Source organism: Legionella cherrii (assembly GCF_900635815.1).
GTDB classification, from domain to species: Bacteria; Pseudomonadota; Gammaproteobacteria; order Legionellales; family Legionellaceae; genus Legionella; species Legionella cherrii.
In genome coordinates this window covers 3,649,161-3,671,504 of sequence record NZ_LR134173.1, presented here as the reverse complement: position 1 = coordinate 3,671,504, position 22,344 = coordinate 3,649,161, and the positions used below count along the sequence as shown (strand labels likewise).

Below are 22,344 nucleotides of genomic sequence, written 5' to 3'. Positions count from 1 at the left end.
CGTTAGAACCAGTCAAGTTTTTTCTATGAACTTGATTTTATGGATTAATTGGTTCAGATAGAGCTGAGTTGCTTTCAAATTAGATTAAGTTGCAAATAAGGAGTGGGTTTCAATGCATCATAATTACTATTTATCTCCCCTAGCAGTCGCGCTGGCTTTAGGAATAGCATCTCCCGCGAGAGCTGCAGAACCAATGCCTTTGCAAAAGGCATCTCTTGAGCAAGTAAAACAGAAGTTTTCTCTGACACAAGGTGTTGCCGTTGCAAAAGACAGTTTACGATTCGTTAGTGAGCATACTGACATGAATAAAGTGACGCATGTGCGTATGCAACAACAATACGTAGGATTTCCAGTGTATGGCGGTTATGCAATTATGCACAGCATGCATACAGTAAAATCATTAGCTAATGCTCAGTCTAATGTAGCGATGAATGGTGTTGTTTATCAAGGTTTACAGACTGAATTAGGCCAACCCGATGCTTCTTTTGTGAGCAATGCTGATGCAGCATTACAACAATTTAAAGCAAAGTATGTAGGTAAAGATGTGAGTGACGAAAAAGTCATTCCTATGGTTTATATCGATGCTCAGCATAAAGCGCATTGGGCATATAAAGTAAGTGTACTTGTTGTCCATAAAGATAAAATACCAGAGCGTCCTACGGCAATTATTGACGCAAAAACCAAACAACCTTTTGTACAATGGAACGACATCAAAACTCAAAGTCGAGATTCTGTAAGCGGATCCGGTTTTGGTGGAAATAATAAAACAGGTTTCATTCAATACGGTAGCGATTTGCCCTATCTTGATTTAACTCGTGATGCTGAAAATGGAATCTGCTTTATGGAAAACGCAGATGTTAAAGTAATTGACATGGGTCATAAATACAGTTCAAGAAGTAGAGCAATGAAGTTTAATTGCCAAAATAACGATGCAAATATTTATCTCACCGGTTATAAAGGAGATGGTTACGATAGAGAAAATGGTGCGGCCTCTCCAACGAATGACGCATTGTACTCTGGTCATGTGATCCACCATATGTATCATGACTGGTATGATACCAACGCCTTGAGTAATGCGGATGGTTCGGCAATGCAATTAGTGATGCGCGTTCATTACGGTGAAGGTTATGAAAATGCATATTGGGATGGTCAGCAGATGACTTTTGGTGATGGTGATACCATGATGTATCCTTTAGTCTCTCTTGGCGTTGCTGCTCATGAAATTAGCCATGGTTTTACAGAACAGCATTCTAACCTTGAATATTATGGCCAATCAGGCGGTATGAACGAAGCATTCTCTGATATGGCAGCTCAAGCAGCTGAATATTATTCAGTGAAGAAAAGCACCTGGCAAATAGGTGGCGAAATCATGAAAGAAGACAGCGGCTATGATGCATTACGTTACATGGACAAACCAAGTCGTGATGGTGAGTCGATTGATACTGCTGATGAATATTATGGTGGTTTGGATGTTCACTATTCCAGTGGGGTATACAACCATTTGTTTTACATATTAGCAAATCAACCTAATTGGAATACCCGATTAGCATTCGATGTTATGGTGAAAGCCAATATGGATTACTGGACACCTTATTCTAACTTTGATGAAGGTGGTGAGGGTCTGGTCAGTGCAATCAATGACTTGGTCGCTGCTGATCCAAACCATGAGACGTTTCCTGCGACTGCTTTATGCGATGTTAAAAAGTCATTAAATGAAGTTAAGATTGCTACTAATATGGATGGCTGTAATTAATTTGAGTTCGATATAAAAGGCATTTCAATGTCTTTTATATCGGAAACTAAAATTAATCAATCTATAGAGCAATGTAAAATAGCTTACGTAGGTGTAGAGGTCTTAGTAATCATTTACTGGATTATAAAGTCAGCCAGAAGTTTACTTATAACTTCTGGCTGTTCCATATGAATGTGATGTCCCCCATCCATTTTTTTAAGCGTGAGATTTTTTACTGTCTTAATACGGGTATTAATTATTTCAGTATCAAAAGCAAATCCTCTACTGGATAAAAGTAAATAAGTCTTCGCCGTAATTTCCTGCAAACAAGAAAGTATCTGAGTTTCGGTCATGCGTAAAGGAGAACGTTCCAGTAAACGTTGATCATGTCGCCAATAAAATTTCCCCTTTTTTTCAATTAAGCTACGCTCACAAAGAATTTTTGCAATGTCTAAAGAGACATATCCTTTAAATGCACGGGCTAGAGCTGCGCTATTTATATGATCATAACCCTTTGGTTTTTTGTTTTTTTGAACAAGAAAATGCGCATATTCTCTTAATTGCTGACATGCGGTTTCTGCTGGGTGGGAAAATGGTCCTAAACCTTCGATTAAACATAGAGAGAGAAATCGTTCTGGAACTACTCCTCCAACTAAACTTGCAAGACAAGCTCCCATGGAATGTCCTAACAAATGTACTTTATCCAATTTAAGTGCGTTGATTAATTCAATAACAATAAAAATGCCATCAAAAAAATGATAGTGGCATCCTTTAGGAAGATGTGACGAGTGACCATGCCCTGGTAAATCAACGGCTACAAAATGAAAATCATTTTCTAAGTATGGAGCAAGAGGCGCAAAACTATTTGCATTATCCAACCAACCATGAAGCGCTAAGATAGTCGGTTTATCAGGGTTTCCCCAGATTTTGCAGGCTATAGAAAAACCTGGAATAGCGAGTGTTAGCATCTTCATTTTTATTTACTATTTTTTAAAATTTTTCTTAATAATTATTATATCTCTACTATAAACAGGAAGGCTATAATTCATTATTGAATAAAATTCTTACCTCAGCTGCTTCAACAATTAAAATAGTTGTGTCCTGAGTCTTTGGATAAATTTTAAGATGCTTAATCCTTACACACTACAATTTTTTTATACATTGGTGATATGCTTAATACAGAAACTTGAAAAGAGTCAACTATGCAAAAAGAGGCACGTAGCGTTTCATTAATAACTTATAATATTCATAAGGGATTCGGAGTAGGGGCCGTGCGCTTTTTGCTTCCTAAAATGCGCGACGCAATTACTCAATTAAATCCTGATTTTGTTTTCTTACAGGAAGTTCAAGGGGAACATAGGAAACGACAAAAACGAATCAATGCTTGGCCAGATTCTCCACAATTTGAGTATATTGCTGAAAATATATGGCCTCACTATGTTTATGCAAAAAATGCGGTTTATGAATCAGGGCATCATGGAAATGCAATTTTAAGCAAATATGCTTTTGAGCGCTTTGAGAATATTAATCTTACAAACATTCGTCGAGCCTCAAGAGGAATATTGCACGCGCAACTGAAGCTGGAGCAAATAACCGTTCATTTATTATGCGTACACCTGGGTCTTTTTAAGGCTGAGCGTATCGTGCAATGTAACACCTTAATGCAGCGTATTAAGGATGTAGTACCGCAAAATGAACCTTTGTTGATGGCGGGAGACTTCAATGATTGGCGCACTGTTATTTCCAAACCTCTTGCGGAACACTTAAATATAGAAGAAGCTTTTGTGTCAGTGGAGGGGCAACATGCGCGTTCATTCCCCGCAATTAGACCGGCACTTTGCGTCGATCGTGTTTATTTTCGTGGGATGAACGTGCATGAAGTGGCCTGTTTGCATGGTAAGCCCTGGCGTATGCTGTCTGATCATTTGCCGCTTTATGCACGTTTTGATTTGATTATTTGAACCGCCACACGCTCATCAACGTGTGCTCGTTAGCCTGCCCGAAAAATGCTTTGGCTCAGGCGATTTCTTCCCATAGAATCGCTTCATTAATTTTCATCCCTAATGAAATGTTAAAATGCATAATTCACGAGAGTTGTTATTACAAATCGTGTTTATGACTACCCAAAATGGCACGAGCTTTTCTGGATATGCATAGGTTCACGTCAATGGTGTATCAAGCGGCATCTGGCGATTCTTTATCATGCATTAAAATGCTGTAAACACCACAACAGTGTTTGATTTATAGGAACATGAAAAATAACGATAAGGGTAAATAGAGTAAGGATGGCATAGCGATTTAAAAAATAAAGGTAATTTTTTGTTTTTTTATCATCTATTAAAGGGGCAAAATCTGCAATCCAATTGCGAAGGGCGATGCAAACAGGTAAATAGAGCAAGGCGATAATTTCGCCAAAAATACGTGGTTCTATAAAATTTCCAACCAGAAGCAACCCTATAAAATAAAAAGCCGCCACATAACGTAGCGGACGATAGGTTTTCGGAATGTAATCATAGAAACCAAACCAAAATAAAGGTAATCCGGCAAAACAAAAACAAAACATAAATAAATTAAGATCAGCAAATAACCACTCTAAATTCATCTCAAAATGAGAATTAGGAGAATTATAAGCATTCCACTCTATAAGTTTTCCTGGTATCCCTCTTAGACTCATTAGAATAATGATGCGTGCAGTTATATAAGCAAAAAAAGAAAATACTAAAGGTCTGAATACTTCTCTCAGTTTTTGCCAATGCAGTGCAGGGATGAGCAATACCATTAAGATACTGCTTTCACGATTAAAAGTTGCTAAAAACACCAAAGGAACAAAATACAACCATTGAGCTCTGAGACACCATAAAAAACCCAACGCTGTAAAAAATATAGCTGGTGTATCTGCAGGATAAAAAAAGGTAGCAGCTCGTCCAACCGTAAATCGATAATTTATCACCAGGACTAATGGTAAAAGCAAAATAAATAACCAACTGAGCAATTGGGCTTGGCGCGCATTAAATTCAAATCGTAATAACTGATATATCCCAAGATACATAAGACTGGTGAATAACCATTCCGCTAAAAAAAAGCAGGTACCTGGTTGTATCGGTAACAATGAAAATGGGTACACCAATAACGGGACTAAAACGCGTTGTGCGTAGGGAAAGGGTATTGAGAAGTTAAGGAGTTGATCAAAAGTAGTCTCTATGAAAGGGCGCGTGAGCGTATAATGCAAAAAGGCATATCCTAATAATAAAGCAATTGTTATAAAACGGGATTTATAACGTAGAAAATCCTTATTCATTTTTATGCCCTAAAATTGCTTTTTCGTTCTCACAGTGGAGTCAGCCCTCAGTCTGTACCCAGCGAGGTCTCTCCTACCCAATAACACGGCACTACGATATGATAATCCTTCACGATCCTTGGGATGACGGCAGTTTTTTTATACTGAAAAAACCTGGGTTCCGCTGTGCTTCACCCAGGCTACACCTATCATCGGAATTGATTTAATTTCGCTGTAGGTACTCTTCTTTTCCCAACAGACGATCACTCCATCTTGGGATTATATTCACCAACACAGGCCAAGCTATTTAAGCGGGCACGATTTAATAAAGCTTCTTGTGCTTTAGAGACATTTGCTTTATTTCCACCCCAAGCATTTAAACAGTCTTCCTGTAATGCTCTTCCGAAAGAAAAGCTGAGTAGCCAGGGTTGATGGTCGATGCTATTAATGGCGTTTAGATTTGCTGTTGCCTGTTGTGGTGATTGGCCACCAGATAGGAAATTAATAGTTGGCACTGCAGCAGGTACATTATTACGGAATACACCAATAGTATAGTCAGCAACTTCGTCAGGCTCACTGAACGGGCTATGTGCTTTGCCGCAGGTTACCATGCTCGGTTTTAAAATAATATGCTCTAACTCAACTTGGTGGATAAATAAAGCATGAAATAATTCATGAAGAACAATTTCACAAACTTCTGCGCAATGTTCAATGCTGTGATCCCCATCCATCAGTACTTCAGGCTCAACGATAGGAACAATACCAGCTTCCTGGCAAGCTGCAGCATAACGGGCTAGATTCTCTGCGCCTGTTTTCACAGCGGTTAAACTGGGAGCAAATTCAGAAATTGAATAAACATTACGCCATTTAGCGAATTTTGCGCCTAATTTTTTAAAATGTTGTAAGCGCTCTGCTAACCCATCCAAACCTTGAGTTACTTGTTCGTTTTCCGTATTTGCTAAAGGAACTAATCCTTTATCTACTTTAATTCCTGGAACGATACCTTTATCTGCAAATAACTTAGTAATAGGAGTTCCATGTTCATCCGTTTGGTTAAAGGTTTCTTCAAATAAAATGACCCCATTAATATATTGCTCTAAGTTGGGTGTAGTGGCTAACAGCAATCTATAATCTCTGCGATTTTCTTCTGTATTTTCGATACCAATAGAGGTAAAACGCTTACCTATAGTCGAATTGCTTTCATCCGCAGCTAAAATTCCTTTACCCTGTTGCAGTATTAATTCCATAGTACTTGATAATTCTTCATAACTCATAGTGTATTTGCTCCTGATTGTTATTAGGGCTTGTTTACATTTCTATCATTTTGGTCAAATTGTCCATATTTTCTTCGCGCTTCTATGCTCACATACTCTTTGTATGCTCCGCTTCGGTACACAAAAATCAGGCCATTTTGGGCTCAAACTAGCGAAATGTAAACAGGCCCTATCTAGATATATATTTTTCACGAATAATATGTTGCATGGCAAAACCTTGTTCTTTTAAAGAACTAAACGCCTCGTCAATCATGCTTGGATTTCCACATAAGTAAACAACGTCACGTTGCGGGTTAAGATTAAGTGTAGGAAAAGCATGCTGTACATAACCACTGTACTCGTTTTCATTGAGCTCATGCACTGGTTGTCTACTTAAATAGGGTTTGAACATGACCTTAGAGTATTTCTGAGAAAAAGCATGAAACTCATCGGCATAGAGAATTTCTTCTCGTCGTTGAACTCCTTGTAGAATGACTACTTCCAATTCAGGATGTTGTTCCATGAGCATACCAAGCTCTTGAATCATCGCTCGATAAGGCGTAATTCCAGTACTTGTAGCAACCAGGATAAATCGGCCAGGTAGTTCATCTTTAATTACTAATCTACCATATGGACCACTAATCTGAATCGTATCACCTGGTTTTAAATTATAAAGAAACTCTGTGCCGGGGCCATTTTCAAAATAACCTGCTGCGATTTCAATGAGATTATCTTGTTTGGGCGAATTGGCTATACTATAACTACGTTTTAATGCTTTGCCTTGATGCTCAAAATGAATCGTAATAAATTGTCCGGCTAAATAATTAAAATGCGGGGATACTTCACAACTAAAAATGAAGTGTTTTACTTTAGGAGAGATCATAAAAGACTCTTTTAAAGTGATGGGAAATGTATTTATTTGCATGACGAATATCAACTTACTGTAGAAATCTGAGATTATAACTCTTAATTAGGATTAATAATAAGCAAAAAATTATGCATTACAAGTTTTAGCAGCGTATAATTAAATTATGAATACGCCAGATCTTATTGCAATTATAGGCAATTTAAGCCGTTCTTTATACCCTGTACAGCATTTAATTACTGGGGGGGCATATATTCTGGGTATTTTATTTTTTATGACTGCTATTGCCAAACTCAGAAAAATTGCTGATCACAGAGCCCAATCTTCTTCCCAAGAAAAGATGTATACTCCAATGATGTACTTATTAATGGGGGCTGCTCTCCTGTATTTGCCTTCTGTTTTAGATACTATGGCTAATACTACTTTTGGTGTAGGGAATGTTTTAACTTATACCTCATACAATTCTTCAAATATATTCAGCTCTATGGGCTTAGTCGTCCAAACTGCGGGAGTATTATGGTTTGTACGGGGGAGTGTGTTGGTAGCGCATTCCAGCCAACCGGGAACTCAGCACGGACCTAAAGGTTTGGCTTTTATAGTTGCTGGCATATTGGCAATGAATTTTGATAACACCATCGCGATGTTAAATTATATAATGAGCACGATGACGAGTTGGACTATGGCAGTTAAAACAAGCGCGGGATTTTAGATACCCTAATCTTCTTCTCCACATATCCTAAGATTATTTGCCTTGGCAAAATCAATGATGGATTGATAAAGCAATGGGCTTGTTTCTTTAAGTTTAGGATCAAGTAATACGCATTGATATCCTTCGCTATTCACACTTGGCCTTAATAGGGGAGAATAATGAATGCGGCTGTTTTTAAAGCTTGCCAATGAGCCACTCATCCGTTCTGCCCAGTCGCTGGGGCGAAAGGTTTTTCCTTGGGAGGTTATTCCTTCTATGATAATTGTTTTACTTTCAGGTGTAGCCATATCTTTATACAATATAAATACAGAGTGCTAAGTATAACATCATATGACGGAGGCTGTACGGAAATTTATTCATTTTGTAAAAATAAATTTGTGTTAAATTTGGTTTTCAAAATTAATTTTTATCCCTATTATGTCAACATATTCTATTTGTCATTTTTTGAAGGTTATTAGGAATGGAAAAAGAAAGTCATTCTGGTATTTATTTGTTGCCTAATTTATTTACAACAGCCAGCTTATTTGCAGCATTTTATTCCCTTGTTGCCTCGATGAAAGGACAATTTGAAGCGTCCATTATTGCGATATTTATTGGCATGATTGCCGATGGACTGGATGGAAGAATTGCACGCTTAACTCATACACAGACAGAATTTGGTGCTGAATATGATAGTTTATCTGATATGGTTACATTTGGGGTTGCGCCCTCATTATTAGTATATAATTTAATTTTGAGCCAATTAGGGAAAATAGGCTGGCTAGTGGCATTTGTTTATACAGCCGCAGTTGCCTTACGTTTAGCTCGTTTTAATACCCAGCTTGAAACCGCTGATAAACGATATTTTCAAGGGTTACCTTGTCCTCCTGCTGCAGCCGTAATGGCTTCTTTTTCTTGGTTATGCTATCAACATAACTGGCAAAATATGTTTGTTTCCCTATTAGCTGCGATTTTATCATTAATTGCTTCAGGTTTAATGGTTTCTAACTTTCGCTATTACAGTTTTAAAGAAGTAGATTTTAAGGGCAAAGTTCCATTCCTTTACGTTTTAGTGATGATTATTTTATTTGTTGCTATTGCCGCTAATCCTTCATTGGTTTTATTTGTTGGTTTTACGATTTATGCTTTATCTGGTTTATTTATGACGTTACTTGCGCTGCAAAAAATGAGAAGGAAAAAATCCAAAGAAATGAAGCAGTAACTATGCGGTATACTTTGAGTTAATGCCAGCCCATGCCCCCTTGAGGTGGGCTCTACAGGTAAAAAGGGGAGCATCACTTTAAATAGCGTATGATCCTATTAACACATCTCGCGCTGTTCTAAACGTTAACATTTACTAGAATACGATAGGTGATTAGGATTATGCGCTCCATCATACGAGAGATGGTTGAGGGGATTACTGTTGGAAATATGTAGCTGTTTAATTATTCACCTTCGCCAAAATAATTATTGATTAATTGAGTTAAGGCTTCATTCATTTGGACTTCATCAGGACCATCAATTTCCAAGATGAGCTCGCTCCCTTTATTGGCTGCAAGCATCATGACACCCATAATGCTTTTCCCATTAACGGTTTGTGAATTGCTGGTCACATCGATTTGGCTTTGGAATCTTGCTGCGGTAGAAACAAATTTCGCTGAAGCGCGTGCATGTAAACCCAACTTATTAATTATTTTGATTTTAGTTTTAATCATAGCGCGACAAATGTACCACGAATTAGGTTATAAGTGTAGCTAAGTGCAGCAAAGTTAAATCGAACAAATTTAGGATTTGCTTTGCTGCCTATAAAGCTACTGTAAGGGTTTATCTCTTAATCATGATTTAGAATTTTTTCTTTATGCTTACTCAATTGACGCTCTAATTTATCAATCAAATTATCGATTGCGGCATATAAATCATCAGATTCTGAGCTTGCATGCAGTTCACCTTTAGTCACATGAACAGTAGCTTCAGCAATTTGACGTAATTTTTCTACATTCAATACCACGTTGATGGATGTGATGTGATCAAAGTGACGCTCCAGCTTATCGAATTTTTCTTCGGTATATGCTCTGAGTGCAGGAGTAACATCAATATGATGTCCAGTGATGTTAATTTGCATAAAAATCTCCTCGTTACAATAGAACCATGGTGAAAATCATGATCCTTAGGTGCTATTTACAATTCTATTCTCTTGACCATTTTGGCTCAATCTAGGGAATTGTAAACAAACCCTAATTAATTACAAATTATTTTTCGTTCATTAGATGGAGCAATGCCCATTGCTTCACGATATTTTGCTACGGTTCGCCTTGCTACTTTGATACCCTGTTCTTCTAATAATTGGGTGATCTTACTGTCACTTAATGGTTTTTTTCTATTCTCTGCAGAAATTAATTTTTTTATCACGGCACGAATGGCTGTAGAGGAACACTCATCGCCGGCATTTGTATTGACATGACTTGAGAAGAAATATTTTAATTCAAATACCCCTCGAGGAGTATGTATAAATTTTTGGGTGGTGACACGCGAAATGGTTGACTCATGCATATCCAGAGCCGAAGCAACATCATTAAGAATCAAGGGCTTCATTGCTTCTTCACCATATTCTAAGAATCCTTGTTGGTATTCTATAATACAGGTGGCGACTTTAAGCAGTGTTTCTTGACGACTCTGAATACTCTTTAAAAACCAACGTGCTTCTTGTAGGTTATTTTTTAAAAATTGATTGTCTGCACTATTATCAGCTCGTTGAATGAGCGATGCGTATTGGTTATTAATGCTTAAATGGGGGAGCACGCTTTGATTGAGTTGAACTTTCCATTTATTGTTAACTTTTTTAACAGTTAAATCCGGAATAATGTATTCGGTAATGTCTTCATGAATTAAATTACCGGGTTTGGGGTTTAATCCTTGAATCGTTTTCAATACCTTATCAATTGTTTTTTCGGTAATCTGATGATTTTTCATTAACTGTTTATAATTATGCTGGGCTAGCAATTCAATGTCTTCTGAAATGATCTTTTTAGTCAATGCTAGGCTTTCTGGGTCTAAAGAAAGCTGCTCCAGCTGCACCAGTAGTGTTTCAGCGAGATTCACTGAAGCACAGCCTACGGGATCAAATAATTGCAAACGATGGCGTACGGCTTCTATTTCATCTAAATCCAATGGATGGGTGTCGCTTGTAAGACTTGCATGTAATTCAGTAATGCTCATAGTCAGGAACCCATCGCTATTCACCGCATCGATAATCGCAGTTGCTATGGCTCTGTCTACATCACTCATGGGAGAAAGTTCAAGTTGCCATCTTAGATGATCTTGTAAATTAGTAGTAGTGCAATGCAGGTTGTCAAAATTATAGTCATTATCTTCAAAGGCAATACGTTTGCCTGAGCTTTGATACAGTTCTGACCATTGAAAATCGTAGGATTCATCATTATTTTGCGGTTCTACTGCATTGGTTTCGAATTCTCCTTTATCTTCGTTTGGAGTTGCTTCAAGCATTGGATTTGATTCAACAATGAGTTGGATTTCTTGCTGTAAATCAATCGTTGATAATTGCAATAGTCTGATTGCTTGCTGTAACTGTGGCGTTAGCGTTAAGTGCTGTCCAATGCTTAGTTGCAATGATGGTTTCATTCAAATCCTCTTTGTATTCATTGCTATTTACTATCAGTTTAAACGATTCGTAAGGATAATCCAGTATCTACAGCGTTAATTTAGGTATGACTTTAAAAAAATAGATTTTTACCAAGGGTATTTTAGGGGGGCGATGCAGTTAAATGTTTCATTCCTATATCAATAAGGAATAAATTCTCAAATTTATTTTTTGTAAATAATAGAAAGAGACGATTTAAGAGATCGGTTAAGAACGCGAGTGATCTAAAAACAACATGAAGGGCCCCATAAGTTATGGGGCTTAAAACATTATTTTACTTTTTTCTCTTTGAAAAGAACGTGCTTACGTACTTTAGGATCGTACATCATAAGCTCCATTTTTTCAGGATGGTTTCTTGGGTTTTTAGTTGTAGTCTTATAGTATCCAGTTCCTGCTGTGGATTCCATTTTCACTTTAATCGTGACAGCTGCCATGGTTTATCCCCTTAAGTTATACTTTTTCGCCTTTAGCTCTGAGTTTATCCAGAACTGCTTTTATACCTAACTTGTCTACAATACGCATACCTTTGGTACTGAGCTTTAATGTGACAAATCGATTTTCTTCTTCAACCCAGAAACTGTGGTTCTGAATATTCGGCAGAAAGCGTCTTTTGGTTTTGTTGTTAGCGTGCGACACTTTATGACCAGTCATGGGTCGCTTGCCAGTTACCTGACATACTCTAGACATTGTGTTACTCCAAAATAGGTTTTAGTTTGCTTGTCTTTGTAAAATTCTGGGCAAATAGCCGGATGTGAAATACAAGAGCGGTTTTATATCAAAAAAATGCATTAGTTGCAAGATTTTTGTAAGAACATATAATTCCGGCTTTGACCAAATGATGAGTGTGATTTATGCAACGCCGGATAAAAAGTTATGTTTTAAGAGCAGGTCGGGTAAGTAATCGTCAGAACCAGGGGCTGGAACTTTGGCTTAAAGATTATGAACTTGCTGTAGATGGAAATCCATGGAATTTAGCTGCAGCATTTAACCGTAATGCGGATACAGTGGTTGAAATAGGTTTTGGTATGGGAGCCTCTTTGTTGGCCATGGCTAAAAGTAATCCTGAAATTAATTATATAGGTATAGAGGTTCATCTTGCGGGTGTGGGTAGTTTGGCTGCTGATTTACATGAACATCAATTATCTAATGTACGTATTGTGGCCCATGATGCTGTTGAAGTGTTTCGCACCCAATTGCTCGATAACTCACTTGGCGGAGTACAAATATTTTTCCCTGATCCCTGGCATAAAAAACGTCATCATAAAAGACGCTTAATTCAGAAAGAATTTATTCAATTAGTAACAAAAAAATTGAAGCCAGGTGGGTTTATTCATTGTGCGACCGATTGGCAAGAATACGCAGAGCATATGCTGGATGTCTTATCTACAGAGCCTGCTTTGAAAAATTCTCAGCACGATGGAGGATATTCGCCCCGACCTTTATCAAGGCCACTTACAAAATTTGAACAGAGAGGGGAACGTTTAGGGCATGGAGTGTGGGATTTGATGTTTAATAAATTGCCTGAATCACCGTAATTTTAAATAAAAATTTTATTCTCCGGCCTAATGACATTGTAGAAATTTTAACTATTCTTTTGATCTTCTATTGTCCAATGTGTAATATAAATCTGGAAGTAACACTACAGGGGACGTAACATGGAATTTATCATTGAAATAAATGCAGCTCTAAAATTAGGACTAGAAGAATTTAAAAAATTCATTGAAAAGAAGCTGCTCGACGATAAGAGTTATCTTGAGCATCCATTCTGGATTGCAGGTGGTGTTCAAATGACTGTTCTGAACTATTTGATTGAACAACACCAGAGAAAAAATGAAGATTCTGTTGATAAGGGAATCCCGTCGGATTTAACAGAGTTTATTGATTTGATTCTCAGTAAAGTCCGCGATAAAAATATTGGTCTGCCCTTGCATCAAGCAATTGCTGCTGGCAAAGTTCAGCTGGCTCTGCATCTTTTGGATGCTTATGAATTTGATGTCAATAAGCGCGATGAAGATGGGCGTACTTTATTGTCTTTAACATTACAAACTAAAAATCGTGAATTATTAACAAAAATTTTAGCGTTGAATCCTGAAGTGAATGCAACGACTCGCATTAAAGAAGCCCGTATACCTTTTCAGCCTTTACATCAAGCTATAGCATTGGATTTTGTTTCTGGGGTGGTTAATTTAATCAGAGCAGGGGCTGATTTGGCTAATCCTGTAGGAGTGCGGAAAGATACCCCACTGATCTTAGCGGCACGAAAAGGTAAAATAAAGGCACTTGAAGGTTTATTGGATGAGGCACCCACAGAAAGGTTGAAGTTGGAGGCGGAAAACATGCCTTGTCCAGATGAGGAACGAGGCGATAATGCAATGGATGTGCTTTGTAAACGATTGTTCCGTGAGCAGGACAATAAGGATTTACTTAGAGGGGTGGCTATGTTGCTTTGTCGTGGAGCCGAGCCACCACGAAACAAGGAGCTGTGCCAATTATTAGCGAGCAAACGTAGTGATTTGCTCAAAGAAATCGATAGTTACATGGATAATAGACCTGAATTAGTTGATCCTTTTGTAAGCAGATGTCATGTGGAAGACAGTGCATTACATGACATAATTTATGTCGATCATTCTTGGGGGAGCACTTTACGACAGCTTTTTGGTAAACCTAGTGATGCAGCTTTTGTAATAGAGCGGTTAGTCACCCGCAAATACAGCCGTCGGCAAGAAGGGAACATGGATAGCCCAGTATTACCAACGGCTGCGGCAGTACCCTTAAAAGGTGATGAACCTCCTTTTAAACTCTATGCAGAATTTGTCCGACGATATAATGAAGCATATGAGAACCAAAGAATGACCAATCCTTGGAGTACTATGCGTTGGTTGATTGCCGAGGGAAAATGTAATTGGGAAACAGTAAAACAATACGCTCGTCATCATCCCGGAACTAGGACTCAGATTATCTATGATGATATGTTTAAGACTTTGCCTAAAATGGAGATGCATGAGCCAATTGAAAATTCAACTGGAGGACTCCATCCCAGCAGTGAAGAATCGGCTGTAAATCCAGTAATTAATTCATAGCAATCCGTTTCATTGGTAGTCGCTTTATTGAATAAATAGTTTGGATAATAGAATAAATCCCAAACTGAACATTTGTCATTCCTGTGAAAGCAGAAATCTACTGTCAAATGAGGCATAGTGCCCAATGGTTGGATTCCCGCTTTCGCGGTAATGACATACACCTTTTCAACAAGGCTTTGGTGGAGGCGATGGAAAACGACCCTCTACAAGAGAAGCTTATGAATGGACGTGGTATGCGCATTAAATTAAAATCAGTCTCAATCTGCGAGTTTTTTAAATAGTGATTATGAATATTAGCGTATTACTTTTAACAGTGATTTGTTTTATTGGCATGATTAGCCCTGGTCCAGATTTTATACTGGTTACAAAAAACGCTTTTTTATATCCTAAACGTCAGGCTTTAGCCACTGCTTTTGGTGTTGTTACTGGATGTTTCTTTCATGCTACTTATTGTATTTTAGGGTTGGCGTTTGTTATTACTCAGAGTATTGTTCTTTATACAACCATTAAATATGCGGGTGCATGCTATTTAATTTATCTGGGATTGAAAGGTTTAAAAACCAAACAATCCCTAAGTATGCATCAAGACCGCTCTTCGTTGCACACTATAACTGTTTCCAAGGCTTATTTTGAAGGGGTTTTATGCAATGCTTTAAATCCAAAACTTGCAGTTTTTCTGCTGAGTTTGTTTACTCAATTTGTCTCCATTAACGCATCGATTGGCGATAAAGCTTTAGTTGCCGGGGTTTTTGTCAGTGAATCGTTCTTTTATTGGCCATTACTCGTTCTATTCCTGCAATCAAATAATATCCGAAAAATATTTACTAATTTTCAAACTACTTTGACCCGCGTATTTGGTGGTTTATTGGTTTATGTGGGAGTTCGGGTGATGCTGAGCGCGGATTAGTTTTTCAGAGGAATAAAATGTCAAAAGCTGCTATAGGACTAAAAAAAACAGAGCTAGATACCCCTTGTTTAATCATTGATAAAAATCTTCTCAAATCTAACTTGGAGACTATGAGAAAACATTCTATCGAAAACAGTATCCATATAAGACCTCATTGTAAAACCCATAAATGCTCTCAATTAGCTCGCTTACAGATAGAATACGGTGCAATAGGCGTAAGCGTAGCAAAAATTTCAGAGGCTGAAGTTCTTATTCAAAACGGAATACCCAATATTCTGATTACCTCACCAATTGTTACAAAGAATAAAATTGCCAGGCTTATTTCGTGTCTGGAAAAAGCTCCTTTTACTTTGGTGGTTGTCGACAATAAAGAAAATATGATTGCTTTAAATGAAGCAGGTCAGCTCAATAAAAAAATGATCAATGTCTTAGTCGATGTGGACCCTGGGATAGGGCGTACCGGAGTTAAACCCGAATTCGCTTTAAATTTTGCTTTAGAAATGAGGCAATTCCCTTGGTTAAATTTGATGGGAATTCAATGTTATGCGGGTAATTTACAGCATATACCCTCTTTTAGGGAACGAAAGAGCAAATCATTACAGACCATGTGTATGGCGAGTGATCTGGCAAAAAGTTTTCGGGAAATGGGTCTTAATTGTCCCATAGTTACAGGAAGTGGAACAGGAACTTATGATATTGATATTGAAGCGACAGAAGTAACCGAGATTCAACCGGGTTCCTATACAGTTATGGATGTTCAATATGCAACGATTGGCTCGAAAAGTAATGAGAGGCAATTTAATACCTTTAAACCGGCAATGACCCTTTTAACCACAGTTATCAGTAACAACAGAACAGAACATGTGACTGTTGATGCAGGCACAAAAGCCATTTATGTAGATCAACATAAACCCCAAATCATCAGTCATCAGGGGCTGGAATATGATTGGGGCGGCTTTGGAGATGAGCATGGTAAAGTGACTGCGGTGAATGGTGCTCAATTACCTGATCACGGTGAGGTTTTAGAGCTCATTGTTCCTCATTGCGATCCAACCATTAATTTATTTGATCAATTTTTTATTACTGAAAACGATATTGTAGTTGATATTTGGGATATTGATCTCAGAGGAAAATGCCAGTAAAAATTTAAATCCATGAGGTACTCTCAACTGGCTAGACATACTTAGTTTATGGAAAAAACTAACCCTTCAGATTGTGCTAATTACAGCAGGAGAACTTGCTTAAACTTCATATACCCCATAGAATTCTAATTTTCTTAAAATTCTCCGGGAGAGTAGTACATGGGGTGGAATGAGCCAGATAAAGGCAAAGATCCCTGGAAGGGTAAAAATCAACCTCCAGATTTGGATGAGGCGCTGAAACGCGCTCATGACAAATTGAAGAAGTTTTTATTTGGAGGTTCTACCAAAATTGGTAATGAGCCTTCCAAAAAATCGAATGGTGGTCTAATCGCGCTTACTGTAATTTTGGTTGCTTTTATTCTCTGGGTGTTGTCGGGTGTCTTTATTGTTGATCCCGCAGAACAAGCGGTAATTCTTCGTTTTGGTAAATATGTGGAAACAGTGGGTTCCGGACCACATTGGATACCAAGGATTATTTCTTCAAAAATTATTATGAATGTGGACCGTGTGTTGGATTATTCTTATTCTGCACAAATGTTAACGAGTGACGAAAATCTAGTTTCTGTATCCTTAGCAGTGCAGTATCGCATTGGTGATTTGCAGGAATATTTATTTAACGTCGCTAATCCTGAGGAAAGTTTGCAGCAAGCGACCTCCAGTGCGCTGAGACAAGTTGTAGGGACAACTACTCTGGATCAAATGATTACGGAGGGACGTGAAGTTTGGGGCAATCAAGTTCAAGAGACTTTGATAAAAACTCTGGATTTATATAAAACAGGTATTGTAATCGTCAATGTAGCACCACAGCCTGCACGTGCTCCTGAAAGTGTACAAGATGCGTTTGACGATGCAATTAAAGCACAAGAAGATGAAAAGCGCTTTAAAGAACAAGCCCTTGCTTATGCCGCGAAAGTTGTTCCAATAGCAGAAGGGAAGGCGAGCCGGATCCAACAAGAGGCTGAAGCTTTTTCCAAACAGCTTGTATTGAATGCCCAAGGGGAGGTTTCTGAGTTTTTAGCGTTACTTCCTCAATACACTGCTGCCCCAAAAGTTATGGCAGAACGCATGTATTTGGAAACAATGCAAAAAGTTATAAGCAAGAGCAGTACGATCATAGTCGATAGTAAATCAGGTAATTTGCTGTATCTTCCTTTAGATAAGTTATTTGGAAAGTCCTCCGGTTTTCCAACTGAGACCGCAAAAAATGACAAAGCGGAGAGTGATGAATCCAATGAGACAGAGAACTTGGTCGATGGTCGTGAGCTCACCAGACCTGTTTATCGACAAGGGAGAAATTAACAATGAAAACTACGGGTAGAGCCCTTGGCATTTTGATCTTTTTACTACTTCTATTTTTAGTGACCAGTGTATTTACGATAACACAAGGTCAACAAGGAATTCTTTTACGCTTAGGCCGTTTGGTTAATGATGACTTGACTGATAAGGTTAAAGTATTGAATCCTGGATTGCATTTTAAAGTACCATTTATCGAAAACGTACGTATTTTTGATACGCGTATTCAAACTATGGATATTAAGTCGACCCGTATTGTCACCAAAGAAAAAAAGGACGTTATGGTAGATTATTATGTCAAATGGCACATTACCGATTTGGCTCAATATTTTAAATCCACAGGTGGCAATGAATTTAAGGCGGAAACATTACTGGAGCAACAATTAAATACATTATTACGTGCTCAGTTTGGTAAACGTACCATTCCTGAAGTCGTATCGGGTGGTCGTGATGATGTCATGGAATTGTTGCGTAAAGCAGCTCAAAAACAAGCAGGCGGGTTAGGTATTAACGTGGTTGATGTACGCATTAAAGGAATTGAACTACCAGCCAATACCAGCAACGCCATTTATCAACGGATGCGGGCGGATATGCAAAAAATTGCCAATAAACACCGTGCTGATGGTCAAGCCGCTGCTGAAGAGATAAAAGCTAAGGCCGACGCTGATGTGATGGTCTTGTTAGCAAAAACCCGCAGTAATGCACAAAAAGTACGAGCCATTGGGAAAGCACAAGCGGCGTCGATCTATACAGATGCCTACAGTAAAAATAAGGATTTTTTTGCTTTATATCGTAGCTTGCTTGCCTATGAAGGGAGTTTTAAAAGCAGAAAAGATATTTTGGTATTGGATCAAAGCAGTGCATTTTTTGATTATTTTAAGCAAGCTACACCAAAAAATGATGGTGTACCTGCTAAAAAGTAACTATAATGTTGGGTTTTGGTAACTATTCACCTCTATACCAAAATCTTGGAGAACACTACATAATTTGTGGCAGGTTGAGCAAAGAGTACTCTGGAATGGCAGACATACTGACTATGTGAGCATTTTTTAGAATGTTTTCATTTGAGATGTACCTTTAGGGAATTGAGGCAGAAGAGTGCAGTTACAAATTTTGTTGAAATTGAGTTCTCAGGTTCTCAATTTAGAGTGGCGAATAGCATTTTGTAAATTTAAGAGTTGATCATGGGTAAAAACGTTGTTGTTTTAGGAACACAGTGGGGCGATGAAGGCAAAGGTAAAATTGTCGATTTATTAACCCAAGATGCGCAGGTTGTTGTCCGCTATCAAGGCGGCCATAATGCAGGCCACACCTTAAAAATTAATGGAGTGAAAACTGTTCTACGTCTTATTCCCTCAGGGATGCTGAGACCCCATGTGACTTGTTACATTGCTAATGGAGTAGTTCTCTCACCCGATGCCCTATTGGGAGAAATTAAAGAACTGGAACAAAGTGGAATTGATGTGCGTTCCCGCTTACGTATTAGTATGGCTTGTCCACTGATTCTTCCTTGTCATGTTGCCATGGATAAAGCGCGTGAAACACATATGGGAAATTCAGCCATTGGTACTACCGGACGTGGCATAGGCCCAGCTTATGAGGATAAGATTGCCCGCCGTGCATTAAAAGTCAGTGACTTATTTCATCCTGACCGCTTTGCAACAAAATTAGCGGATCTTTTAGATTATTATAATTTTCTATTGACGCAATATTTCAAGCAACCTGCTGTAGCTTTTCAACCTTTATTAGATTCAGCGCTGCAATGGGCTGAAGAATTAAGGCCCATGGTTTGTGACGTTTCTGCTTGTTTGCATGAGCATAGAGAGCGGGGCGATAATATTTTATTTGAGGGAGCCCAAGGGGTTTATCTAGACATTGACCATGGAACATATCCTTTTGTGACTTCATCAAACACCTGTGTTGGTTCGGTAGTTAATGGTGCAGGATTTGGTCCAAAATACATTGACTATGTTTTAGGAATCACCAAAGCTTATACCACTCGAGTTGGGGGAGGGCCTTTCCCAACAGAACTCTTTGATGAGGTTGGTAAACAAATTGCCGAGCGTGGCCAGGAGTTTGGTGCGGTTACTGGAAGACCCAGACGCTGTGGCTGGTTTGATGCAGTTTTGTTAAAGCGTTCAATTGAGTTAAACAGTATCACGGGATTATGCATCACAAAGCTTGATGTTTTGGATAAATTAGACGTGTTACGTATTGCAGTTGCCTATAAAGATGAAAAGGGTAATTTAATCTCTCGTCCTCCTCAAGCAGCTGCTGACTTCCAAGGTTTAGAGCCGGTTTATGAAGAAATGCCTGGTTGGCAAGAGTCTACTGCTGATGTCACGAATATGAGCGACTTGCCTGCTAATGCCCTGGCTTATTTAAAACGAATAGAGAATCTGCTCAATGTTCCAATTCATTTATTATCAACTGGACCTGAGCGCGATTCGACAATTATTTTACGTAATCCTTTTAAATCTTGATTTGAATTAGTTTTACAAATACCTGGTAATAGCCTTTTGCAAAAGTAAGTCGGGCCTTGGCCCGACAATATAATTGCTTCGAGTTGGCCTGATGTAAGTATCCAGCTGAACTGATCTTTTATTTCTACAAAACTTACTAATAAACTAATTTAACAGAAATGCTCAAGGAGTTGTCGGGCCAAGGCCCGACCTTAGCTCCTGTGAAACACTAAAATTTATTTTCAAATGCATGCAGTTTTTGTTCTAACTCCCATTGTAATTGGGCTTTCTCACTAGTTTTGATAAATAGTTGGCAACTTTTGCTTTCTAGATCTTGGCAATCGTCAATTAATAGGGCCTTGTCAGGGGCAGACCATATGCTTTTACCCGGTAAAAATGAATAGGTGAGTGCATTCCTATTGATTTGTTTTAATGTGGGATAATCCAGCCCATGATTCAATGCAGCTTCTACATATTGTTGTGTGAGATTGGTTCGCAAGATGCCTTCATCATCAGTAGACAAGACAACTGGGACCTCATGTTTAAGATAAAAATTCAGCGGATGGTTTGAACCCGAGACTTTTAATATTTTTAGATTGCTGATGAGATTAATTTCTACTGGCTTATGATGTTTTGCCATGTAGTCTAAGGTACTCTTTGCATTATTTTCATGAGCAATATCTACTCCATGTCCAATTCTTTGTGCTTGGCCAGTAAGGAGTGCATCTCGAATGTGGTAATTTAAATCTTCCGGGGTAACAATTTCTTGAGTTAATTCTCCAGCATGTAAGGCAATATTAACTTGAGGGTATCGCTTGTGTAGGTATTGGTATATTTGCATTTGTTTGTGATAGTCTCGTAAAGAGATCATCCCGTCTTCGGGCTGTACTAAATTAACACCAACAAGAGCGCCCTTACTTCGTATGGATTGATCTACAGCTTCAAACGCGTTAAGTGTTTGTGCAAACAAGTTATCTAGAGATTGTTCTCGCAGCGAATAGTATAAAAATTTAATTTTTATTTGGCAGGCTTTTTTTTCTGGATTGGTATCGCAACCTAGCTCTTGTCGTGCTTGTTGCAAAATACGATTTGATTCCACTACAGTGTAATTGACATTATTTTGAAAGTCTTGGTTTTCCAAGAGTACCTTTCTTTTTTGGCTAAATGAAGTAGTGTTCTTGAGCTTATCACCAAAACTGACTGAATGGGCATTATCAGGTAAGATCATCACTTCCATATAGCGTTCATTTTGTAGTGCTGCGGTTTGCATGACTGATGCAAGGAGTTCGGGCTGATGATCTGCAACTATGGCATTGAACTTATAGAATGAGTTGAAAAAATGATCGTGGCCTGATTCCTTCCCTGGCACAAAATCTTTCATAGACCAGCTTCTGACAGTGCTGGCATAAAGTTCTGGATGATTAAACAAATCTTTTGTCTCTACCCCTTTACAAACAGATGGATTTTTACTGGCCGTCCAATTGCTTGTATTCAAGCAATAATTATCTTTAGAGGTCAGTTCCAACATCACTTCTGGGTAGGCACCTCCAGATAAATGATAATGTAACTCTCCACCTTTAGGCATGTTTTTAAAGAATGTATATAAAGAATTCGGATCATTTTTTATTTGATCAAAATAAGATTGAACATTAGCTTGAGTAGCAGAGAAAAAAAGCAGGCTGACCAGGAAGGCGGTTGATTTAATATAATTCATTGTAATCTAAAAAATATCAGTTTGTGAAGATTATCGCATAATTATTATTAAATCCCAACCATTGTATTTAGATTCTATTCATAGCAAAATGAATTTATTGTTCCTAGGAGCTATCAAATAAATTCTCACTCCAAGCTGCATTCTGCTTATCCGGAGTGAGACAGTGAGAGGGGCAAGTAGGCGCTGCCATTAAGTTACAAAGAATCCCCTCTCCCACTTGTGGGAGAGGGGTAGTGGTGAGGGAAATCAATACCCTCATCTGCCCTAAAGGGC

General features: G+C 38.3%; 22 protein-coding genes. 11 read left to right on the top strand and 11 right to left on the bottom strand.

Translation table 11 applies throughout. The annotated features are described in order from the left end of the window. Window positions 1-112: 112 nt before the first annotated feature. Window positions 113-1,753 (top strand): zinc metalloprotease ProA, encoded by a 1,641-nt coding sequence (proA, locus tag EL022_RS15755; protein ID WP_028380993.1) that lies wholly within the window; start codon window positions 113-115, stop codon window positions 1,751-1,753. 113 nt (window positions 1,754-1,866) lie between these two features. Here proA and EL022_RS15750 read toward each other — a convergent pair whose 3' ends face one another. Beyond that, on the bottom strand, window positions 1,867-2,706 hold the full coding sequence (locus tag EL022_RS15750) for an alpha/beta fold hydrolase (protein ID WP_028380994.1): 840 nt from the start codon (window positions 2,704-2,706) through the stop codon (window positions 1,867-1,869). Window positions 2,707-2,934: 228 nt separating this feature from the next. On the opposite strand from EL022_RS15750, the gene EL022_RS15745 reads away from it, so the two are divergent. Then, window positions 2,935-3,693 carry an endonuclease/exonuclease/phosphatase family protein gene (locus EL022_RS15745; protein WP_028380995.1) on the top strand — a complete coding sequence of 253 codons (759 nt, stop codon included), beginning with the start codon at window positions 2,935-2,937 and terminating at the stop codon, window positions 3,691-3,693. 239 nt (window positions 3,694-3,932) lie between these two features. Here the strand turns inward: EL022_RS15745 and EL022_RS15740 are convergent, their stop codons facing one another. The 3 genes from EL022_RS15740 to EL022_RS15730 form a co-directional block, all read right to left on the bottom strand. Beyond that, entirely contained in the window at window positions 3,933-5,030 is a 1,098-nt protein-coding gene (locus EL022_RS15740; protein ID WP_028380996.1) for a hypothetical protein, read from the bottom strand. Between the two features lie 242 nt (window positions 5,031-5,272). Beyond that, the gene (locus EL022_RS15735) at window positions 5,273-6,283 is read right to left on the bottom strand and encodes a class I fructose-bisphosphate aldolase (RefSeq protein WP_028380997.1); all 1,011 of its coding nucleotides are present in this window, start codon (window positions 6,281-6,283) and stop codon (window positions 5,273-5,275) included. A 169-nt stretch (window positions 6,284-6,452) separates the two neighbouring features. Next, window positions 6,453-7,187 (bottom strand): ferredoxin--NADP reductase, encoded by a 735-nt coding sequence (locus tag EL022_RS15730; RefSeq protein WP_028380998.1) that lies wholly within the window; start codon window positions 7,185-7,187, stop codon window positions 6,453-6,455. Window positions 7,188-7,293: 106 nt separating this feature from the next. Between EL022_RS15730 and EL022_RS15725 the strand changes: the two genes are divergently transcribed. Continuing rightward, complete coding sequence (locus tag EL022_RS15725) at window positions 7,294-7,836, top strand: hypothetical protein (protein WP_028380999.1); 543 nt, start codon at window positions 7,294-7,296, stop codon at window positions 7,834-7,836. Between the two features lie 5 nt (window positions 7,837-7,841). On the opposite strand, the gene EL022_RS15720 is transcribed toward EL022_RS15725, so the two are convergent. Then, complete coding sequence (locus tag EL022_RS15720) at window positions 7,842-8,123, bottom strand: DUF3579 domain-containing protein (protein ID WP_028381000.1); 282 nt, start codon at window positions 8,121-8,123, stop codon at window positions 7,842-7,844. Window positions 8,124-8,296: 173 nt separating this feature from the next. Between EL022_RS15720 and pssA the strand changes: the two genes are divergently transcribed. Further along, on the top strand, window positions 8,297-9,037 hold the full coding sequence (gene pssA, locus EL022_RS15715; RefSeq protein ID WP_028381001.1) for a CDP-diacylglycerol--serine O-phosphatidyltransferase: 741 nt from the start codon (window positions 8,297-8,299) through the stop codon (window positions 9,035-9,037). Between the two features lie 223 nt (window positions 9,038-9,260). Here pssA and EL022_RS15710 read toward each other — a convergent pair whose 3' ends face one another. The 5 genes from EL022_RS15710 to rpmB form a co-directional block, all read right to left on the bottom strand. Continuing rightward, window positions 9,261-9,530, bottom strand: coding sequence for an HPr family phosphocarrier protein (locus tag EL022_RS15710; RefSeq protein WP_028381002.1), 270 nt, complete (start codon window positions 9,528-9,530; stop codon window positions 9,261-9,263). Between the two features lie 116 nt (window positions 9,531-9,646). Continuing rightward, complete coding sequence (gene hpf / locus EL022_RS15705; protein WP_028381003.1) at window positions 9,647-9,937, bottom strand: ribosome hibernation promoting factor; 291 nt, start codon at window positions 9,935-9,937, stop codon at window positions 9,647-9,649. Window positions 9,938-10,053: 116 nt separating this feature from the next. Beyond that, the gene (locus EL022_RS15700) at window positions 10,054-11,454 is read right to left on the bottom strand and encodes an RNA polymerase factor sigma-54 (protein ID WP_028381004.1); all 1,401 of its coding nucleotides are present in this window, start codon (window positions 11,452-11,454) and stop codon (window positions 10,054-10,056) included. Between the two features lie 288 nt (window positions 11,455-11,742). Further along, complete coding sequence (gene rpmG, locus EL022_RS15695) at window positions 11,743-11,907, bottom strand: 50S ribosomal protein L33 (RefSeq protein ID WP_003635328.1); 165 nt, start codon at window positions 11,905-11,907, stop codon at window positions 11,743-11,745. A 16-nt stretch (window positions 11,908-11,923) separates the two neighbouring features. Beyond that, complete coding sequence (rpmB, locus tag EL022_RS15690) at window positions 11,924-12,160, bottom strand: 50S ribosomal protein L28 (RefSeq protein ID WP_028381005.1); 237 nt, start codon at window positions 12,158-12,160, stop codon at window positions 11,924-11,926. 164 nt (window positions 12,161-12,324) lie between these two features. Between rpmB and trmB the strand changes: the two genes are divergently transcribed. The 7 genes from trmB (at window position 12,325) to EL022_RS15655 (ending at window position 20,378) form a co-directional block, all read left to right on the top strand. Beyond that, entirely contained in the window at window positions 12,325-13,008 is a 684-nt protein-coding gene (gene trmB / locus EL022_RS15685) for a tRNA (guanosine(46)-N7)-methyltransferase TrmB (RefSeq protein WP_028381006.1), read from the top strand. 120 nt (window positions 13,009-13,128) lie between these two features. After that, complete coding sequence (gene ankC, locus EL022_RS15680) at window positions 13,129-14,553, top strand: Dot/Icm T4SS effector AnkC/LegA12 (protein ID WP_028381007.1); 1,425 nt, start codon at window positions 13,129-13,131, stop codon at window positions 14,551-14,553. Between the two features lie 286 nt (window positions 14,554-14,839). Beyond that, complete coding sequence (locus tag EL022_RS15675) at window positions 14,840-15,460, top strand: LysE family translocator (RefSeq protein WP_028381008.1); 621 nt, start codon at window positions 14,840-14,842, stop codon at window positions 15,458-15,460. Between the two features lie 17 nt (window positions 15,461-15,477). Beyond that, a complete protein-coding gene (locus EL022_RS15670; protein ID WP_028381009.1) occupies window positions 15,478-16,602 on the top strand; it encodes a DSD1 family PLP-dependent enzyme in 1,125 nt (374 codons plus the stop codon). Between the two features lie 159 nt (window positions 16,603-16,761). Next, window positions 16,762-17,901 carry an FtsH protease activity modulator HflK gene (hflK, locus tag EL022_RS15665; protein ID WP_028381010.1) on the top strand — a complete coding sequence of 380 codons (1,140 nt, stop codon included), beginning with the start codon at window positions 16,762-16,764 and terminating at the stop codon, window positions 17,899-17,901. 2 nt (window positions 17,902-17,903) lie between these two features. Further along, window positions 17,904-18,818, top strand: coding sequence for a protease modulator HflC (hflC, locus tag EL022_RS15660; RefSeq protein ID WP_028381011.1), 915 nt, complete (start codon window positions 17,904-17,906; stop codon window positions 18,816-18,818). Window positions 18,819-19,079: 261 nt separating this feature from the next. Then, a complete protein-coding gene (locus EL022_RS15655) occupies window positions 19,080-20,378 on the top strand; it encodes an adenylosuccinate synthase (RefSeq protein WP_028381012.1) in 1,299 nt (432 codons plus the stop codon). Window positions 20,379-20,586: 208 nt separating this feature from the next. On the opposite strand, the gene EL022_RS15650 is transcribed toward EL022_RS15655, so the two are convergent. After that, window positions 20,587-22,071 carry an adenosine deaminase family protein gene (locus tag EL022_RS15650; protein ID WP_028381013.1) on the bottom strand — a complete coding sequence of 495 codons (1,485 nt, stop codon included), beginning with the start codon at window positions 22,069-22,071 and terminating at the stop codon, window positions 20,587-20,589. Window positions 22,072-22,344 lie beyond the last annotated feature (273 nt).

Excerpts from the sequence above, each read along its gene's own strand:
- EL022_RS15745 (WP_028380995.1), top strand. The coding sequence starts at position 2,935 with ATGCAAAAAGAGGCACGTAGCGTTTCATTAATAACTTATAATATTCAT.
- hflK (WP_028381010.1), top strand. The coding sequence starts at position 16,762 with ATGGGGTGGAATGAGCCAGATAAAGGCAAAGATCCCTGGAAGGGTAAA.
- EL022_RS15730 (WP_028380998.1), bottom strand. The coding sequence starts at position 7,187 with ATGCAAATAAATACATTTCCCATCACTTTAAAAGAGTCTTTTATGATC.
- EL022_RS15725 (WP_028380999.1), top strand. The coding sequence starts at position 7,294 with ATGAATACGCCAGATCTTATTGCAATTATAGGCAATTTAAGCCGTTCT.
- ankC (WP_028381007.1), top strand. The coding sequence starts at position 13,129 with ATGGAATTTATCATTGAAATAAATGCAGCTCTAAAATTAGGACTAGAA.
- EL022_RS15700 (WP_028381004.1), bottom strand. The coding sequence starts at position 11,454 with ATGAAACCATCATTGCAACTAAGCATTGGACAGCACTTAACGCTAACG.
- EL022_RS15655 (WP_028381012.1), top strand. The coding sequence starts at position 19,080 with ATGGGTAAAAACGTTGTTGTTTTAGGAACACAGTGGGGCGATGAAGGC.
- EL022_RS15650 (WP_028381013.1), bottom strand. The coding sequence starts at position 22,071 with ATGAATTATATTAAATCAACCGCCTTCCTGGTCAGCCTGCTTTTTTTC.
- trmB (WP_028381006.1), top strand. The coding sequence starts at position 12,325 with ATGCAACGCCGGATAAAAAGTTATGTTTTAAGAGCAGGTCGGGTAAGT.
- EL022_RS15670 (WP_028381009.1), top strand. The coding sequence starts at position 15,478 with ATGTCAAAAGCTGCTATAGGACTAAAAAAAACAGAGCTAGATACCCCT.
- EL022_RS15675 (WP_028381008.1), top strand. The coding sequence starts at position 14,840 with ATGAATATTAGCGTATTACTTTTAACAGTGATTTGTTTTATTGGCATG.
- EL022_RS15720 (WP_028381000.1), bottom strand. The coding sequence starts at position 8,123 with ATGGCTACACCTGAAAGTAAAACAATTATCATAGAAGGAATAACCTCC.
- rpmG (WP_003635328.1), bottom strand. The coding sequence starts at position 11,907 with ATGGCAGCTGTCACGATTAAAGTGAAAATGGAATCCACAGCAGGAACT.
- EL022_RS15735 (WP_028380997.1), bottom strand. The coding sequence starts at position 6,283 with ATGAGTTATGAAGAATTATCAAGTACTATGGAATTAATACTGCAACAG.
- EL022_RS15750 (WP_028380994.1), bottom strand. The coding sequence starts at position 2,706 with ATGAAGATGCTAACACTCGCTATTCCAGGTTTTTCTATAGCCTGCAAA.
- pssA (WP_028381001.1), top strand. The coding sequence starts at position 8,297 with ATGGAAAAAGAAAGTCATTCTGGTATTTATTTGTTGCCTAATTTATTT.
- hflC (WP_028381011.1), top strand. The coding sequence starts at position 17,904 with ATGAAAACTACGGGTAGAGCCCTTGGCATTTTGATCTTTTTACTACTT.
- EL022_RS15740 (WP_028380996.1), bottom strand. The coding sequence starts at position 5,030 with ATGAATAAGGATTTTCTACGTTATAAATCCCGTTTTATAACAATTGCT.
- hpf (WP_028381003.1), bottom strand. The coding sequence starts at position 9,937 with ATGCAAATTAACATCACTGGACATCATATTGATGTTACTCCTGCACTC.
- rpmB (WP_028381005.1), bottom strand. The coding sequence starts at position 12,160 with ATGTCTAGAGTATGTCAGGTAACTGGCAAGCGACCCATGACTGGTCAT.
- EL022_RS15710 (WP_028381002.1), bottom strand. The coding sequence starts at position 9,530 with ATGATTAAAACTAAAATCAAAATAATTAATAAGTTGGGTTTACATGCA.
- proA (WP_028380993.1), top strand. The coding sequence starts at position 113 with ATGCATCATAATTACTATTTATCTCCCCTAGCAGTCGCGCTGGCTTTA.